This window comes from Corynebacterium macginleyi (genome assembly GCF_003688935.1).
In the GTDB taxonomy this organism is placed as follows: domain Bacteria; phylum Actinomycetota; class Actinomycetes; order Mycobacteriales; family Mycobacteriaceae; genus Corynebacterium; species Corynebacterium macginleyi.
Window position 1 is genome coordinate 1 of sequence record NZ_REGE01000002.1, and the last position, 15,912, is coordinate 15,912.

Sequence of the window (15,912 nt, forward strand, 5' to 3'; positions counted from 1 at the left end):
AGCCCGGACGGCGGTGGCTCGCTGGATTGAGATTGTCTACAACCGGCGTCGTCGCCACTCGTCCATCGGGATGGTAAGCCCCGTCGATTTCGAAGCCCAGCTCGCTGATCAAAATTGTAATAAGAAAACCGCTGCTTAACCCCTAAGCAGCTTAACAACGTGTCCACGACTTGCGGGTAACCCCACTTGGCTCTCTTTAAGGCTCGTTTGTCTTCAATATTGCAGTTCATCAACCGCAATGTCTTTAACGCGGAATCATCGTTGGTGAACTGCACCCGGTTACGCGTGGGAACCTACACACAAACCATTAGATACTCTCCACTCTATTTACCTGTAAAAACCGGCGAAGAAATAAGCTCCCTTACTCCAACACTACTAGGAAAAACATCAGCCTTTGCATATTCCTCATCCATTAGAAAAAATGACGCTAAAGACCCCTCAGCCTTTGTAAAAAGCTCTTGTTCAGCAGAAACGATTGATTCACAAAGGTATAACCGCAAACTCTCAAAATCCTCGTTGGGCCTTTCAACCCTGAACTGAGTAATGAGATCTCTTTTCATCTCTTCGGAATCTACTTCAACTGGTTCGGAGCAAATAAAAAGTACGTCGACTCCAGGCAGGCGCGCTGCTTTACGCACTACTTGCGAATACGTTTTATATGCCGATTTCACAACACACTGATCGGCCACGAAAAAAGTGTCTAAAGCAAAAAACATACGCATTGTAATCCTTTCCAAACAGATAAAGCTTGTCAACGTCCTGTATACCGTCAAGATTTGTCACGTGAGATTCTATCTCACCACCTAGCGGCAGGGGCCTGACACCCGAAGTCGACGAGTACTTAACCCGCGAGCCTTGGACTGGCAATAACCCCGCGAGGTGATAAACCCACCAGCCCGGTTATTCTTCAACGTCTTACAGATGAACTCGACAGAGAAACGATTCCGGTATTTATCGATGAACCGGATCATTTCCGACATTTTGGGCCTGGTCATGAGGCGAAAAAAGCTGACGCAACCTTCAGTAGCTCATTAGTGTCGCGAAGCTGATGATTTTCACGGCGTAGCCTCGCGTTTTCGGCAGCCACATCTTCAGGCACTGGTTCTGGGGTGTTTCCCACGCGGCGGGCAGGCTTAAGTCCATTGACGAGCCGTGTGCCATGAAACCCCGAGCTTTGGGGCTACTGCCTGGCACGCAGCCTGCATCGACATATTTTCCGCCAGAGCGTTTCAAGTTGTTTGTGTGTGCGGTCGGACTATAGGTATTTGTCGAAGGGGTCGGGAAAGGACCTGACCCCGGAAAGTGAACACGTCGGGGGTTAGGCTCGCAATTCTATGACCCCGAAGCGCAAGGAAGACAAGCGTCGCAACGCTGCGGTTGTAACACTCGCCCGCAGACGAATCAACGTCCTCTACGCCTTGATGCGCCACCACGAGTATTACCGCGACCCCGCGCCCAGCAAAGGAAGCCACAGCAGCCTAACCCCTCACAACAAAACAAGCCGACTGGGAAAAATCCCAGTCGGCTACCAGTCGCGTGCAAAACAACACACCTAAAAATCACGAGTTAAGGATCCGGCCTCGTCAACCCCATCCGCGAGACTGACAGACTATATAGGAACACCCCCGCTTTCGTCACTCCGCTTTTCTCACTGGAAGGCGAAGGGGGCGGCTAAACACCGCCTCGGTTAGTCGGTGCCCTCTGCCGAGCCGCCGGTATTGGAAAGCTCCACTTCCCGTACGCTGACATACTGCGCGATCTCTGCGACGAACCCTGGATCGTGGCATGTAAGGACAATTGCTGTTCCTGATTCCAGCGCGCTGTGAATCAGTTGATGCATTAGCGCTCGGTCCGATAGCGAAAGCAAGCTATCGGGCTCATCCATGAGCACGATGGCGTGGCCCATCTCCACCACATGTGCCGTTTGGGCCAGCCTGAGCCGTGAGGCGGACAGATCCAATGGGTGCTCATCGGCATCAAGTTCCAGCAGCTCCCGTAACGCGGTGTTGGGAACAAAATCCCCCAAGGTGGAATATATTACCTGGTCATAAGGGGATTGTAGGACCAATCCCCTGGGTTCTGCTGGGCGCTGTGCCCCATCAAGGCCGGCGGCGGCGCGCAGGAGTGACGTTTTTCCGGTGCCGTTTGCCCCGCGTAACCAGGTCACGCCTCCACCGCGAACGGGAATGGTTACCGGTCCGACGCTAAAGGTATTGCCGGAAGGCTTCGCCGATTGCCACCAGCGCTTCTTTTCTTGTCCGCGGCGCGCAGTAAGCGGCCCGAGGTATTCTTGCGCCCCATGATCCGAAATCGATTGCAGGTGTATAGGGGCTGGTTGAGGGATGTCCCCTACGACTTCCCCACCCAATTCGGGCCAATGTTTCGATGACACAGCAAGAACGCAGGTATTGTGCAGCGAATGCAATAACTGCGCCATCATCGCCAGTGATGTGGGATCCAACCCTGCGCTTGGCTCGCAAATAATCAGCACCTCGGGTTCGCGGATCGCGACGCACGCAGCGGCAAGTCTCCGCGTCTGTCCGCCCGAGAGCTGGGTGGGGTTCTTCTCCGCATAATCGCTCAGGCCCACCGCCGCAAGCATTTCCTCTCCCTGCGCCTGCATGCGCGCTGGGTCCTCGCCCTGGTTTTCCAGGCCTAGGACTACTTCTTCGATGCAGGTATCGCGCAAATAACTCATCTGGGCGGATGAGTCTGTACCGATGATGGCGGACGTAGAGAATATTTCGCCCAGCTCTCGCGCCACGTTTTCCACAATGTCATCCGGAGGAACAAGTACTTGGACGATGCTCCCCTTAACTAGTTGAATATCATCTATATCCATACAAAGACCATGACTCCTATGGTTCCTAAGGCCACGATATAGCGCAGTACGCGAGACACGACAGAATCCGGTACCGGCCGCAAAACGGTCCTAGTTCCCTCTTCATCAAATCCCACGGCGGCAAGGGCATGGCCACGCTCGGTACCTTGAATCAATAGGCGCGAAATCACCGGAATAACCACCCGAGAAATGGTATTGCGCCACGTTACTTTGATTCCTGCCAGCTGGTTGGCATCGCGAACGGTCTGCCATGCCTGCGCACCCTGCGGTAACGACTGCAGCGACGCGCCAACGATATAGGCAATCTTGTGTCCCGCACGCGAGACCTGGAGCCATTTCGCAATATCAGAAATTCGCAGCACAGACATCGCCACGATGAAGCACACCATGAGCGCGAAAAAGCGCAGGGCTAGTGTGGTGGCAATGAGCAGGCCATCGCTTGTAATGAGCGGAATTAGTTGGTTATCGCCATAGGGGGCGTGGATCACCAACATCGATAAAGCCACCGGAAAGCTCAACGCCCCAGATGCCAAAACGATCGCTATAGACCTCGTAGCCCACACGCCATAGGCAAGCATTGTGCCAGCTACCACTGCAGAAGCTAGTGGGCTATTGAGCCCAAGAATAAGTAGCCAACCGCAGGCAGCTATAACGAGAACCGTCGACGGGTGAAGGCGATGCATTAGCGGGGCTGCAAGGATTCCCGGGTGCGCTTGGGCAAAGATTTGACGGCAGCCCACACGATGAGGAATACGACGGCCTTATCCAATGGGTCAGAGATAAGGGACTGCATCGTAACGGACGCAATCAAGGAGTTACCCAGTTCGCGGAAAAGGGATGTGAGCGCGCCGGTACCGACACCAGCCGTACCACCGTAGACGAATGCGGCCACAGGCGCGGCGAGCATGCCGCAGATGATGCCGATGATCGCACCGCTGACGATGACCTTCCAGATCTTGGTAAACGCACCCTTTTGGATAGCCCAGCCAGAAAGGAAACCGGTAGCCGCGGAAACGGCAGCGAATGGGAGCGCCATCGGATTGAGCAGGCCCCAGACCACTGATGACAGCGTACCGGTAGCGAGCCCAGCAATGGGGCCCGCGAGCGCGGCCACCAAGATGGTTCCCACAGAATCAATATATAGCGGAATGCCGCTCGAGCCGATGATTTGGCCCACCACGATATTAAGAACCAACGCGATGGGAATAATGGCGATGGTACGCGCCGGCAGGGACGGCACGGTGCCGGCAAGCAATAGAACCGCACCGATGAGGTAGCCGGCCAAGGTGATCAATGCTTCGGCGGAGCCCGCTACGGACTCCCAATCGGCCGGGCGGAAAAACACCAAGTAGATCCAGGTGGCAACGACTATCGCGGTGCCCGCGATGACCATCCCGCGGCGAGCAGGGGTAAGAGAAAGCTGAGGCATAGAGGTATTCCTAATCCATCAATGTGTAAAGGGGAATGAGGGCACATTGCTCTTTTGGTCCCAGCCTATGTCACCTCAGCGTAGGAAAATGTGGCGTATGCGCTGCGGATTAGGGTAAAAGATTTATTCGCCTCGAGCAACACGCCCGCCCAAGACGCGCAGCGCTCTATCGAATTCACGGTGGGCGGCTGGAATATCTGCGCTGGTCACCAGCGAGGCATTGGCTGGACGGCCCCAATGATTGCAGAGGTCTGCGACGCTAGTACCACGCATCTGCACAGAGTCCGCTTCCACATCAATGGTCGTTTCTACCGTCTCAAAAGGTATCTTCTGCAGCGCAATGATGCAGGTTAAAAGGTCATGAATCTGGGCTTGGTAGCCTTCTCCTTGCTTTTCGTGGAATTCAAAGTAGAACCGCAATATCTCCGGCAATTTTTCCGCCATCGGGTGTGTACCAAGCAGCCCCTTAATTTCTGCTAGCCGCTGGGGTGTGATGAGAAATTGCTCGGTGACCTCCAGCGAGCAGAGAGTGCTGGGTAGTGCCGCTAAAGCTCGAAAATGGTGAGCTGCTGCGTGCGGATCCACCCAGAAATTCCACTCCGCGGTCGGCGTCGTATTGCCGCGGTAATTCACGGCACCGCCCATGATGGTAATCGAGCCGCACCGCGCAACGGCTTCGCCATGTTCCCGCTCGAAGTCTGCCAAATTAGTCACCGGCCCGGAAACGATGAGGTGCAGCCGCGCATTGTGGGCAATCGCGGCCGACCACAAGTCCCGCCAGTGAATATCGCCGAAATCGTGGTCGGGTGCGCAAAGATAACCCAAGCCGGTCTCCCCGTGGGTTTCCGGGGTTGTGGTCAGCTCGACCTGGAGAGGACGCGGCCGCCCGGGTGCGACGGGGATTTTCGGGAGCCCACATAAATCCAGAATCCACCGTGCATTGGCGGCTGTCTGCTGGACCTCGGCGTTTCCGGCGGTTGTGCTCACACCTACTAATTCGATCTCGTCTGCGTGATGCAACCCCGCCAAGTATAGGAGGGCAAGGCAGTCATCTATCCCTGGATCGCAGTCAAGTAATACGGCTGGGCGCGAGAAACTCATAGGTAGCCTGGCTAAATATTACTTAATGGAGCTTACTGGCTGATGGCCGTCGACGAATACGACTGGGGAGGCCGGAAGCTCCTCCCGGCCCAATACCTCTACGATGACGTCTGCCACCAAGTCACGGGACGAAGTCTGGGTTTCCTGCAACATCTTATCCTCAACGAATTCAAGTCCTTGCGCAGGCTCGTCTGTCAAGGCAGCAGGCTTCAAAATGATGTGCGGGATGGGGCTATCTGCCAAGCGGTTGTCTACTTCCTTCTTGGACTCCACGTAGGCATACCACTTTTCATCAGCTGGATCGGTCGTCGCAACCTGAGAGCCAACATAAGAAATTATGACGAACTGCGGGACATCCTTGCCCAGCTTTTCCAGAGCTTCGATGGCCGCCAGGGCGCCGTCGCGGTCAACCGCCCACGTCAATTCTGCGCCGCCACGGCCACCGTTTCCGGCACCCCATATAACTGCATCATAATCTGCGAATAGCTTCGCCCACTGATCCACGGATTGCTCAGTAATATCTGCAATGACCGGCGTAGCGTTGGCCTGCTCGATATCGGCCTTTTGGTTTGGGTTTCGGATAAGCGAGTGAACCTCATGACCGGCCGCCGCTAATTTGGGAGCCGCCAGCAGTCCTACCTTACCGTGCCCGCCGATATACAAAACCTTTTTCTTGGTATTGGTCATATCGACCCATGGTAACAGCGCATTTTTTATGCTGCAGCGGGTTTTTCGCAGCGAAGCCACCACATCTTATGGCCGCGCTGAGGGCGTTACCCACCGCACCAGATAGAATATCGGTTATGTATGCCATTATGACCGTCACCGGTGCCGATAGCACCGGAATCATTGCCGCAGTGACCACCACTCTTGCTGATCTCAACGTCAACGTCATCGATGTCTCGCAGACCATAATGGGTGATTACTTCACCATGATCCTTCGCGTCGAATTCAACGCAGAGTCCGTATCCATCCAGACCATTCAGGAAAGGATGCGCCCGGTCGCGGAGGAAAAGCAACAATCCATTCGCATTCAATCGGAAGACCTGTTTACCGCTATGAACGAGATTTAACATGAGCACCCGTTTTAATACCACCAATATCTTGGACACCATCGAGATGATCGAAAATTACCGTCTCGATATCCGCACTGTGACGATGGGGATTTCCCTGTTAGGATGCACACGCTCGACGATGGAGGCTACCTGCAAGGCCATCTACGACCGCGTCACCCAGCAAGCACTCCGCTTGGTTGAGGTATGCGAGGGCATCGAGGGTGAGCTCGGCATCCCGATCGTCAACAAGCGCATCTCCGTCACCCCTATTTCCCTTGTTGTAGCGGGCGTAGATGGCAACCCCGTCGATGCCGCGCGGGCGCTGGATAAGGCCGCTAAGGAGGTAGGTGTTAACTTCATCGGCGGCTACTCCGCGCTAGTGGAAAAGGGCGCGACGAAGGCAGAACAAAAACTCATCGCCTCGATCCCGGAGGCCTTAGCTGAGACGGACGTGGTGTGTTCCTCAGTCAATATCGCCAGTTCTCGGGCCGGCATCAATATGGATGCGACGAAGCAGATGGGCGAGGTCATCAAGAAGGCCGCTGAGCTGACCAAAGATAGATCCGCAATCGCCTGTGCGAAGCTCGTCGTCTTTGCCAATTCTGTGGGCGATAATCCATTTATGGCCGGGGCATTCCATGGCATCGAGGAGCCCGACTGCGTCGTTTCCGTCGGTGTCTCGGGCCCCGGCGTAGTCGACCGCGCTCTCGGTTCCTTGGAAGGCGCAAGCCTGGATCAAGTTGCGGAGGAAGTGAAGAAGGCCGCTTTCAAGATCACCCGCGCTGGTCAGCTCGTGGGCAATATGGCCTCTGAGCGCCTCGGCGTTCCCTTCGGCATTATCGATCTCTCTTTGGCTCCCACGGCAGAACTTGGCGATTCTGTGGCACACATCTTGGAGCATATGGGCCTCGACCAAGTGGGAACACACGGCACGACGGCAGCATTGGCGCTGCTTAACGATGCCGTAAAGAAGGGCGGCATGATGGCGTGCTCGCGCGTCGGCGGTTTATCTGGTTCCTTCATCCCCGTCTCCGAGGACAGGGGCATGATCGATGCAGTGAAGTCCGGCTCCATTTCCATGGACAAGTTGGAGGCCATGACCGCGATCTGTTCGGTTGGCTTCGACATGATTGCACTACCCGGCGATACCGCAGCGAACACGATTTCCGGCATGATTGCGGATGAAGCCGCGATTGGTGTGATGAATCATAAGACCACCGCCGTACGCGTCATTCCGGTGCCTGGCGCTCAGGTAGGCGACGAGGTCAGCTTCGGCGGACTTTTGGGCTACGCCCCCATTATGCCGGTCAATAAGGTGGGCAATTCGCAGTTTATTAACCGCGGTGGCTTTATCCCCGCACCGGTGCACGGCTTCCGCAACTAGGTGTGGAGGTTTCCACGCCTAGTGGAAATGAGCCAAGCCCCCGGTGTGTCCACTTTCCGGGGGCGGGCCCCACCTTCTCAATGAGCATCATCATAAGGTTTAAGCCAACTCGACGATCTCCATGTATTCATCGGACCACAGATCTTCATCACCGTCCGGCATGATGATTACGCGTTCAGGATCGAGTGCTTTCACCGCCCCCGGGTCGTGGGTTACCAACACCACCGCGCCCGTGTACGTATTGAGCGCATCGAGCACCTGCTCGCGAGAGACGGGGTCGAGGTTATTTGTCGGCTCATCGAGAAGCAGCACATTCGCGCGGCTGGAGACCAAGGTGGCCAGAGACAGGCGCGTTTTCTCACCGCCAGACAGCGTTCCGGCTGGCTGTTGCAGTTTATCGCCAGAAAACATAAAGGCACCCAGCAGCCCGCGCAACTCCTGCTGATCCGCATCGGGGCAGGCCTCGATGGTGTTTTCCCACACACTCTTATCCGGGTGGATATTGTCGTGCTCCTGGGCAAAATAGCCAATGCGCAAGCCGTGGCCACTGACAATGCCACCTTCACCATCGGTACGCTCCTCCCCCGCCAAAAGCTTCAGCAAGGTGGTTTTACCGGCACCATTATATCCCAGTACGACGACCCTAGAGCCCTTATCGATGGCCAGGTCTACGCCTGCGAACACTTCCAACGAGCCATACATCTTGGTCAGTCCCTTGGCATGCATGGGTGTCTTACCGCACGCGGCGGGCTCGGGGAACTTAATATTGGCTACCTTATCCGCAACGCGCACCTCATCGAGATCATTCATCATGCGCTCAGCTCGGTTCAGCATCTGCTTAGCAGCTGCGGCCTTGGTGGCCTTAGCACCCAATTTGGCGGCCTGCTTTTGCAGCGCGGAGGCCTTCTTTTCCGCATTCGCGCGCTCGCGGCGCCGACGCGCCTCATCGGTCGCACGAGCATCGAGATACTTCTTATATCCCATGTTGTAAACGTCCGCCTCGCCGCGGACCGCATCAAGGAACCAGACCTTATTACAGACCGCCTCGAGCAACTCCACGTCGTGGGAAATCATGACTAGCCCGCCCTCGTGCTTGGACAAAAACTGGCGGAGCCAAACAATAGAATCCGCATCCAGGTGGTTAGTCGGCTCATCGAGAAGCAACGTTGTCTGGGATTTACCCGAGCCCTCGCTGGCTGCAAAAAGGATCTGTGCTAGCTCCACGCGGCGCCGCTGGCCACCCGAAAGCGTCTTGAGTTGCTGATCCAAAACGCGCTGTGGCAAGCCTAAATTATCGCAGATTTGGGCACACTCCGAATCGGCCTCGTAGCCACCTAAGGAATCGAATTGTTCTTCCAGACGGGAATATTTAAGGATGGCCTTGTCACGGATTTTCTCATCCGCGGCCGCTTCCATTAGCTCTTGCTGCTTGTCCATCCGCCGCTTTATATCATCCAACCCGCGGGCAGAAAGCACGCGTTCGCGCGCAGTTTGTTCGATATTGCCTTCACGCGAATCCTGTGGAAGGTAGCCAATCGGGCCAGAGCGCGAAACCGTACCACCATATGGCTCGTTCTCTCCTGCCAAGATGCGCATGGTCGTCGTCTTTCCCGCACCATTGCGGCCCACCAGCCCGATGCGGTCACCGGGTTGGACGCGGAGATGCTGGCCGGGGGCAGCGAGAAGCGTGCGGGCGCCTACCCGTACCTCAAAATCATTGGTGACAATCACGACAGGTCAGTCTAGCAACCAAAGCCCAAGGTACTAATTCATACGGAGAAGCGGTAGTGGTATTACCGCCTCCTCTCAGATATTTCGTGGGATTTAAACCGCGAAGCCTAGAGCTTGGAGCTGCTCACGGCCTTCTTCTGAAATCATATGTGGGCCCCAGGGCGGCATCCACACCCAGTTGATACGCACGCCATCGGCAAGCTTGTTGCCAGCAACAATGTCCTCAATCTGCTCCGCAATGACGTCAGTCAACGGGCACGCCGGCGAGGTTAACGTCATGTTGATCATGGCGAGCTCTTTGCCGTCTTCTTCCTCCAGCCACAGGTCATAGACCAAGCCCAAGTCAACAACGTTGATTCCAAGCTCCGGGTCGATGACATCACGCATAAACTCGGTGATGTCAAAGGCCCTCGATAGCTGTTCTTCCGTCTGTTCTGGCCGCTCACCGCCGGCACTGAAGGACGAATTCTCATTCTGGTAAGGGTCTACAGGATCGGTCATTTACTTCTCCACTTCATTGAGCGCATCTGCGGTAGCGGCCTGAAAAGCTTTCCACCCTAGCAGTGCGCATTTAACTCGTGCCGGATACTGAGAAACGCCTGCAAAAGCAACACCATCGCCGATGATGTCCTCGTCTCCTTCGTGCTGGCCACGCGAGGTGATCATGTTTTCAAACTCGGCAAGCTTCTTATTGGCTTCCTCCAAAGGCAAGCCTACAATCTCTTCTGCCATGACAGACGTCGAGGCCTGCGAGATGGAACAGCCTTCGGCGTCGTAGGACACATCCTCAACGGTCGTACCGTCCGCTGAAAGATTGACGCGCAACGTGAGCTCATCGCCACACGAAGGGTTGACATGGTGAACCTCTGCCTGGAACGGCTCGCGCAAACCCGCGTGCTGCGGATTTTTATAGTGATCCAAGATTACGTCTTGGTACATCGAATCAAGATTCATTAGGCAACTCCAAAGAAATCGCGGGCAGCCTTGATGGCTTCTACCAGCTTATCTACTTCGGCTTCCGTGTTGTACAGGTAAAAGCTAGCGCGCGCGGTCGATTGCGCGCCGCAGGCTCGGTGCAGCGGCCACGCACAATGGTGTCCAACGCGGATAGATACGCCTTGGTCATCGAGAACCTGCCCCAAATCGTGAGGATGAACGCCTTCCACAGTAAAGGAGATGGCCGCGCCGCGGTTCTCAGTAGTTTCTGGACCGATGATGCGCAGGCCAGGAATCTCGCGGAGCTGTTGCAAGGAATAGGCAGTGAGCCTCTGCTCGTGGGCATGAATATTATCCATCCCCACTTCCCCGAGAAACTTCACCGCTGCACCCAGGCCGACAACCTGGCTGGTCATCTGCGTTCCCGCCTCAAATCGCGTCGGAGGTTCTGCGAAAGTGGTTTCTTCCATCTTCACTACCTCGATCATGGAACCACCCGTGAGGAACGGGGGAAGCTTGCGCAACAGTTCGTCCTTGCCGTAGAGAACGCCCACGCCATTGGGGCCACACATTTTGTGACCTGAGAATGCGGCGAAATCCACATCCAAGGCGTGAAAATCGACCGGCATGTGTGGGACTGATTGGCAGGCATCGAGCACCACCATGGCATCAACCGTGCGGGCACGGCGCACCATCTCCTCCACGTCAGCGACCGCTCCGGTCACGTTGGACTGATGCGAAAACGCTACGACCTTGACCGTTTCATCGAGCTCGAGCGAATCGAGGTCGATGCGGCCATCATCAGTCAGCGAATACCACTTCACCGTGGCGCCCGTGCGCTTACTGAGCTCTTGCCACGGGACGAGGTTGGCGTGGTGTTCGAGCTCCGTGATGACGACGGTATCGCCCTCTCCCACGTAAAGCTCACCCGCGCGCTCATCAGATAGCGTATAAGCGACCTCATTGAGCGCCTCGGTGGCATTTTTGGCAAAGACGATCTCGTCGCGGTCTGCGCCAACAAAGGCGGCAATGGCCTGCCGGGCCGACTCATAGGCGTTATCTGCCTCTTCAGCCAGCTGGTACGAGCCGCGGTGGACTGGTGCGTTGGTATGGAGAACGAACTCCTCCTCTGCCTTCCACACCGGTAGTGGGCGCTGGGAGGTAGCCCCCGAATCCAGGTACACCAGTGGCTTATCGCCGCGCACGGTGCGCTGCAGGATTGGGAACTGCTCCCTAATTGCGTTTACATCAAATCCAGACATAAAATTTCTTCGATTTATCGAGGAGAACCAGCACCAGGCCGGTCTTTATTGCAGGAACTGGTCGTAGCCGTCAGATTCAAGCTGGTCTGCCAACTCGGCCCCGCCGGTCTTGACAACCTGACCGTTTGCGAACACGTGCACGAAATCTGGCTGGACGTAGTTGAGGATGCGCTTGTAGTGGGTAATCATCAAGATGCCACCGTTGGTTTCTTCCCGGTATCGGTTGATGCCATCAGAAACGATGCGCAGCGCGTCCACGTCCAAGCCGGAGTCGGTCTCATCCATCACCGCGAACTTGGGCTTTAGGATGTCTAGCTGCATGACCTCGTGGCGCTTCTTCTCGCCACCAGAAAAGCCCTCGTTGACGGAGCGCGAAATAAAGGACTTATCAATCTTCAGCTTCTCGCGAGCCTCAGTAAGTTCCTTATTCCACTCACGCAGCTTCGGCGCCTCGCCGCGAATGGCGGTCACGGCAGAACGCATGAACTGCGAGACCTTCACACCCGATACCTCGGTTGGGTACTGCATGGCCAGGAACAGGCCGGCACGAGCGCGCTCGTCGACTGGCAGGTCGAGGAGGTTTTCGCCATCGAGAAGCACCTCGCCCTCGGTGACCTCATACTTCGGGTGGCCAGCTATGGTATAAGACAAAGTAGACTTTCCGGAGCCATTCGGGCCCATGATGGCGTGAATTTCGCCGGAGTTGATGGTGAGGTTGACTCCCTTAAGGATTTCCTTGGGCTCGCCGTCTTCTTCATTCGGCAGAACCTGAGCATGGAGATTCTTAATTTCCAAAGTAGACATAGTTTCTGTGGTTTTCCTTCTATAAATGCGTTAAGCGGAGATCTTTTCCAGTTCTTCGGAAATGCGGTTTTCCAGTTCCTCTGACAAGGTTTGCACCGGAATGCGGTGGATGACCTCATTGAAGAAGCCCCGAATGATGAGGCGTCGTGCCTCTGCCTCCGGAATGCCGCGCGACATCAGGTAGAACAGCTCAATATCGTCGAAACGGCCTACCGTAGCGGCGTGGCCGGCGCCGGTGATTTCACCGGTTTCGATCTCTAAATTCGGGATGGCATCAGCGCGCGCGCCGTCCGTGAGAATAAGGTTATTATTCGTCTCATAGGTATCAGTACCCTGCGCGTTAGAGCGGATAAGCACGTCTCCCACCCAGCAGGTACGCGCCTCGTTCTTCTTCTCACCCTGCAACGCACCCTTGTAGAGGACGTGGGAGCGGCAATTCGGAACCGAGTGATCCACGAGCATGCGGTTTTCGAAGTACTGACCAGAATCGGCAAAATACACGCCCAGCAACTCGGCATCGCCGCCGGGAGCAGTGAAGTTCACCCGCGGGACAATACGTACGATCTCGCCGCCGAAGATGGCGGAGTTGTGGCGCAATACAGCGTCCCGCCCCACCTGTGCCACCTGGTTAGACAAGTGCACCGCATCGTTTTCCCAGTCGACGTCCACGATGACGGTCAGGTGCGCGCCATCGCCAAGTATGAATTCCACGTTATCCGCGTGTGTGCCAGAACCGACGTATTGGAGCACCACGGTGGCCTGTGCATGGTGGCCAACCTCAATGGAGGTAGCGCCAAATGAGGTCACACCCTCACCCCTGCCCGTGTAGGTAACAGTGATGGGATCCTCCACCTCTACCTCCGGGGCTACGGTTATCACTTGCCCCTCCGGCATGGAAGTCCATGCTTGGGCAGCCACACGGTCAGAAGGCTTGCCCACGCGTCCAAGGCGCTCGTCGTCGCGGCCTACAGTTTCCGCGGAAACGCCTGGGTGCTGGCTTACCTTAACAGCCTGGGCAACCGCCGGAAGAAATTCTCCGTTATGCAAGCCCCGCAGCTTGCGCAGGGAAATAAAACGCCATACCTCGTCGCGGCCGTGCGGTACCGGGAAATCCTCCACATTGGTAGAAGTAAAGAGGTCACCCTTGGTAATCTTATCCGGATTGAATTCGTTCGAAGCGACCATTTCTTTAGCCGACCGATCCTTCCATTTGCAGTTCGATAAGACGGTTGAGCTCGAGGGCATACTCCATCGGCAGCTCTTTAGCAATCGGCTCAACGAAGCCACGCACGATCATTGCCATTGCTTCTTCTTCCGCAATGCCGCGCGACATCAGGTAGAACAGCTGCTCTTCAGAAACTTGCGAGACGGTCGCCTCGTGGCCCAACGTGACGTACTCATTGCGGATGTCGTTATACGGGTAGGTATCCGAACGCGAGACATTATCCACGAGCAAGGCATCACATTCCACGTTGGACGTGGAGTGGTGCGCATTTTGGTTAATCTGCACCAATCCCCGGTAGGCGGCGCGGCCGCCGGCGCGGGCAACAGACTTGGAGACGATATTGGAGGAGGTGTAGGGCGCCATGTGGGTCATCTTCGCACCAGTGTCCTGGAACTGGTTTTCACCAGCAAAGGCAACAGAGAGCACTTCGCCCTTAGCATACGGGCCGGTCATCCATACAGCTGGATACTTCATAGTGACCTTGGATCCGATATTGCCATCGACCCATTCCATGGTGCCGCCTTCTTCGACCTTGGTACGTTTGGTCACCAAGTTGTAGACGTTGCTCGACCAATTCTGAATCGTGGTATAGCGGCAGCGGCCACCCTTCTTCACGATGATCTCCACTACTGCGGAATGCAGGGAGTCCGACTTGTAAATAGGAGCTGTACAGCCTTCCACGTAGTGAACGTAAGCATCCTCATCTACGATGATGAGGGTGCGCTCGAACTGGCCCATGTTCTCGGTATTAATACGGAAGTAGGCCTGCAGTGGAATATCGACGTGCACGCCCTTTGGGACGTAAATGAAGGAACCACCGGACCACACGGCGGAGTTGAGCGCGGAAAACTTATTGTCACCGGCAGGAATGACGGTGCCGAAATACTCTTTAAAAAGCTCCGGGTAATCGCGCAGCGCCGTATCGGTATCAACGAAGATAACGCCCTGTCTTTCGAGGTCTTCACGAATCTGGTGGTAAACCACCTCGGACTCGTACTGTGCGGCCACGCCGGCAACCAGGCGCTGTTTTTCTGCCTCTGGAATGCCCAGCTTATCGTAGGTAGCCTTAATATCATCCGGGAGATCATCCCAGGTTTGCGCCTGCTCCTCGGTGGACTTGACGTAATACTTAATCTGGTCAAAGTCAATGCCTGACAGATCCGCGCCCCAAGTGGGAATGGGTTTTTTATCGAAGATACTCAGAGCCTTGAGACGCTGGTTGAGCATCCATTCTGGCTCGCCCTTCTTTGCGGAAATATCGCGGACAATGTCCTCGTTCAGGCCACGGGCGGCAGCAGCGCCGGCTGAGTCCGAGTCGTGCCAGCCGTACTCATACGCACCTATAGAATCGATGATCTCGTCATCGGTCATCTTATTATCAGGTACCGATTGCGCCTGGGTCATAATTCGCTCCTTTCGGTAATAGTTTTGACAGGTGTCAAGGGGATATTTGTAGTACAAATTCCGTGGCCATCTGCGATCGAAGCCAAAGGTTGTACGTGTTTGCCTAAGAGGGCGGAAAAGACTTCCTGCTCTGCCTCGCATAGTTCGGGATGCTCGGCAGCCACCTGAGCAACCGGGCAGTGGTGCTGACAGATCTGCACGCCCTGTCCAGCACGGTCCATGGTTGCGGCGTACCCGTGCTTATCCAGGGTTTCAGCTAGTTTGCGCGCTACTTCCTCAACCGATTCTGCCGCGTCCACGGAGGGACGCACCTCGGCGATGATGCGCTCAAACCGAGCCTTCGCGAAGCTCTTGACAGCCTCTGAACCGCCCGCAGAGCGCAGCGCGGTGAGCGCTTCAGAAGCTAATTTATCGTAGGCGTGGCCAAATTGCGCACGCCCCCGATCCGTCAGACGAAAGTGCTTTGCCGGTCGCCCACGGCCCGAGCCGGAATGCATACGCGAACGAGATACTGGACGCCGCTCGACAACTTCCGTTAGTTGTTCTTCCACCAAAATGTCTAAATGCCGACGGATCCCAGCAGTCGAAAGACCAAGGCGTTCACCCAGGTAAGAGGCGGTTACAGGGCCATCTCTTAGCAATAGAAGCAGTACCTGCCGGCGGGTATCCCCGTCGGTGGATCGTGACTCCTTAACCGCCATGTGCGCTGCTGCCGCGCCCTGCGGATCGCCCATGCCCT

Annotated in this window: 16 protein-coding genes and 2 pseudogenes; 3 read left to right on the plus strand and 15 right to left on the minus strand. The window is 55.9% G+C overall.

Features of this window, described 5'->3' with window-relative positions; all coding sequences use genetic code 11:
• Window positions 1-323: 323 nt before the first annotated feature.
• Together D9V82_RS01755 and D9V82_RS12535 are read right to left on the minus strand one after the other, a co-directional pair.
• Window positions 324-722, minus strand: a complete 399-nt coding sequence (locus D9V82_RS01755; protein WP_121910686.1) for a hypothetical protein — start codon at window positions 720-722, stop codon at window positions 324-326.
• A gap of 411 nt (window positions 723-1,133) precedes the next feature.
• Window positions 1,134-1,223, minus strand: a pseudogene (locus D9V82_RS12535) (transposase); the annotation flags it as partial.
• Between the two features lie 120 nt (window positions 1,224-1,343).
• On the opposite strand from D9V82_RS12535, the pseudogene D9V82_RS13065 reads away from it, so the two are divergent.
• Window positions 1,344-1,463: pseudogene (locus D9V82_RS13065) on the plus strand (IS110 family transposase); the annotation flags it as partial.
• A gap of 224 nt (window positions 1,464-1,687) precedes the next feature.
• Here D9V82_RS13065 and D9V82_RS01765 read toward each other — a convergent pair.
• The 5 genes from D9V82_RS01765 to D9V82_RS01785 all read right to left on the minus strand — a co-directional run bounded on the left by D9V82_RS01765 (window position 1,688) and on the right by D9V82_RS01785 (window position 6,059).
• Window positions 1,688-2,842, minus strand: coding sequence for an ATP-binding cassette domain-containing protein (locus tag D9V82_RS01765; RefSeq protein WP_121910687.1), 1,155 nt, complete (start codon window positions 2,840-2,842; stop codon window positions 1,688-1,690).
• A complete protein-coding gene (locus tag D9V82_RS01770; RefSeq protein ID WP_121910688.1) occupies window positions 2,833-3,525 on the minus strand; it encodes an energy-coupling factor transporter transmembrane component T family protein in 693 nt (230 codons plus the stop codon). The genes D9V82_RS01765 and D9V82_RS01770 overlap by 10 nt, the downstream gene beginning before the upstream one ends.
• Entirely contained in the window at window positions 3,525-4,271 is a 747-nt protein-coding gene (locus tag D9V82_RS01775; protein ID WP_121910689.1) for an ECF transporter S component, read from the minus strand. The genes D9V82_RS01770 and D9V82_RS01775 overlap by 1 nt, the downstream gene beginning before the upstream one ends.
• A 123-nt stretch (window positions 4,272-4,394) precedes the next feature.
• Window positions 4,395-5,372, minus strand: coding sequence for a nucleoside hydrolase (locus D9V82_RS01780; protein ID WP_121910690.1), 978 nt, complete (start codon window positions 5,370-5,372; stop codon window positions 4,395-4,397).
• A gap of 18 nt (window positions 5,373-5,390) precedes the next feature.
• Complete coding sequence (locus D9V82_RS01785) at window positions 5,391-6,059, minus strand: NAD(P)H-binding protein (RefSeq protein ID WP_121910691.1); 669 nt, start codon at window positions 6,057-6,059, stop codon at window positions 5,391-5,393.
• A gap of 116 nt (window positions 6,060-6,175) precedes the next feature.
• On the opposite strand from D9V82_RS01785, the gene D9V82_RS01790 reads away from it, so the two are divergent.
• Together D9V82_RS01790 and D9V82_RS01795 are read left to right on the plus strand one after the other, a co-directional pair.
• Entirely contained in the window at window positions 6,176-6,445 is a 270-nt protein-coding gene (locus D9V82_RS01790; RefSeq protein ID WP_121910692.1) for an ACT domain-containing protein, read from the plus strand.
• 1 nt (window position 6,446) lies between these two features.
• Complete coding sequence (locus D9V82_RS01795) at window positions 6,447-7,811, plus strand: PFL family protein (protein ID WP_121910693.1); 1,365 nt, start codon at window positions 6,447-6,449, stop codon at window positions 7,809-7,811.
• A gap of 99 nt (window positions 7,812-7,910) precedes the next feature.
• On the opposite strand, the gene D9V82_RS01800 is transcribed toward D9V82_RS01795, so the two are convergent.
• From D9V82_RS01800 to D9V82_RS01835, 8 genes are all read right to left on the minus strand, one after another.
• Window positions 7,911-9,542, minus strand: coding sequence for an ABC-F family ATP-binding cassette domain-containing protein (locus D9V82_RS01800; protein WP_121910694.1), 1,632 nt, complete (start codon window positions 9,540-9,542; stop codon window positions 7,911-7,913).
• Window positions 9,543-9,635: 93 nt separating this feature from the next.
• Entirely contained in the window at window positions 9,636-10,043 is a 408-nt protein-coding gene (locus tag D9V82_RS01805; RefSeq protein ID WP_121910695.1) for a metal-sulfur cluster assembly factor, read from the minus strand.
• On the minus strand, window positions 10,044-10,496 hold the full coding sequence (sufU, locus tag D9V82_RS01810) for a Fe-S cluster assembly sulfur transfer protein SufU (protein ID WP_121910696.1): 453 nt from the start codon (window positions 10,494-10,496) through the stop codon (window positions 10,044-10,046).
• A complete protein-coding gene (locus D9V82_RS01815) occupies window positions 10,496-11,740 on the minus strand; it encodes a cysteine desulfurase (protein ID WP_121910697.1) in 1,245 nt (414 codons plus the stop codon). The genes sufU and D9V82_RS01815 overlap by 1 nt, the downstream gene beginning before the upstream one ends.
• 45 nt (window positions 11,741-11,785) lie before the next feature.
• Window positions 11,786-12,544: a Fe-S cluster assembly ATPase SufC gene (sufC, locus tag D9V82_RS01820; protein WP_121910698.1), complete on the minus strand. Its 759-nt coding sequence runs from the start codon at window positions 12,542-12,544 to the stop codon at window positions 11,786-11,788.
• A gap of 30 nt (window positions 12,545-12,574) precedes the next feature.
• Window positions 12,575-13,729, minus strand: coding sequence for a Fe-S cluster assembly protein SufD (sufD, locus tag D9V82_RS01825; protein ID WP_121910699.1), 1,155 nt, complete (start codon window positions 13,727-13,729; stop codon window positions 12,575-12,577).
• A 4-nt stretch (window positions 13,730-13,733) separates the two neighbouring features.
• The gene (sufB, locus tag D9V82_RS01830; RefSeq protein WP_121910700.1) at window positions 13,734-15,173 is read right to left on the minus strand and encodes a Fe-S cluster assembly protein SufB; all 1,440 of its coding nucleotides are present in this window, start codon (window positions 15,171-15,173) and stop codon (window positions 13,734-13,736) included.
• Window positions 15,170-15,907: a helix-turn-helix transcriptional regulator gene (locus D9V82_RS01835; protein ID WP_121910701.1), complete on the minus strand. Its 738-nt coding sequence runs from the start codon at window positions 15,905-15,907 to the stop codon at window positions 15,170-15,172. The genes sufB and D9V82_RS01835 overlap by 4 nt, the downstream gene beginning before the upstream one ends.
• Window positions 15,908-15,912: the final 5 nt, after the last annotated feature.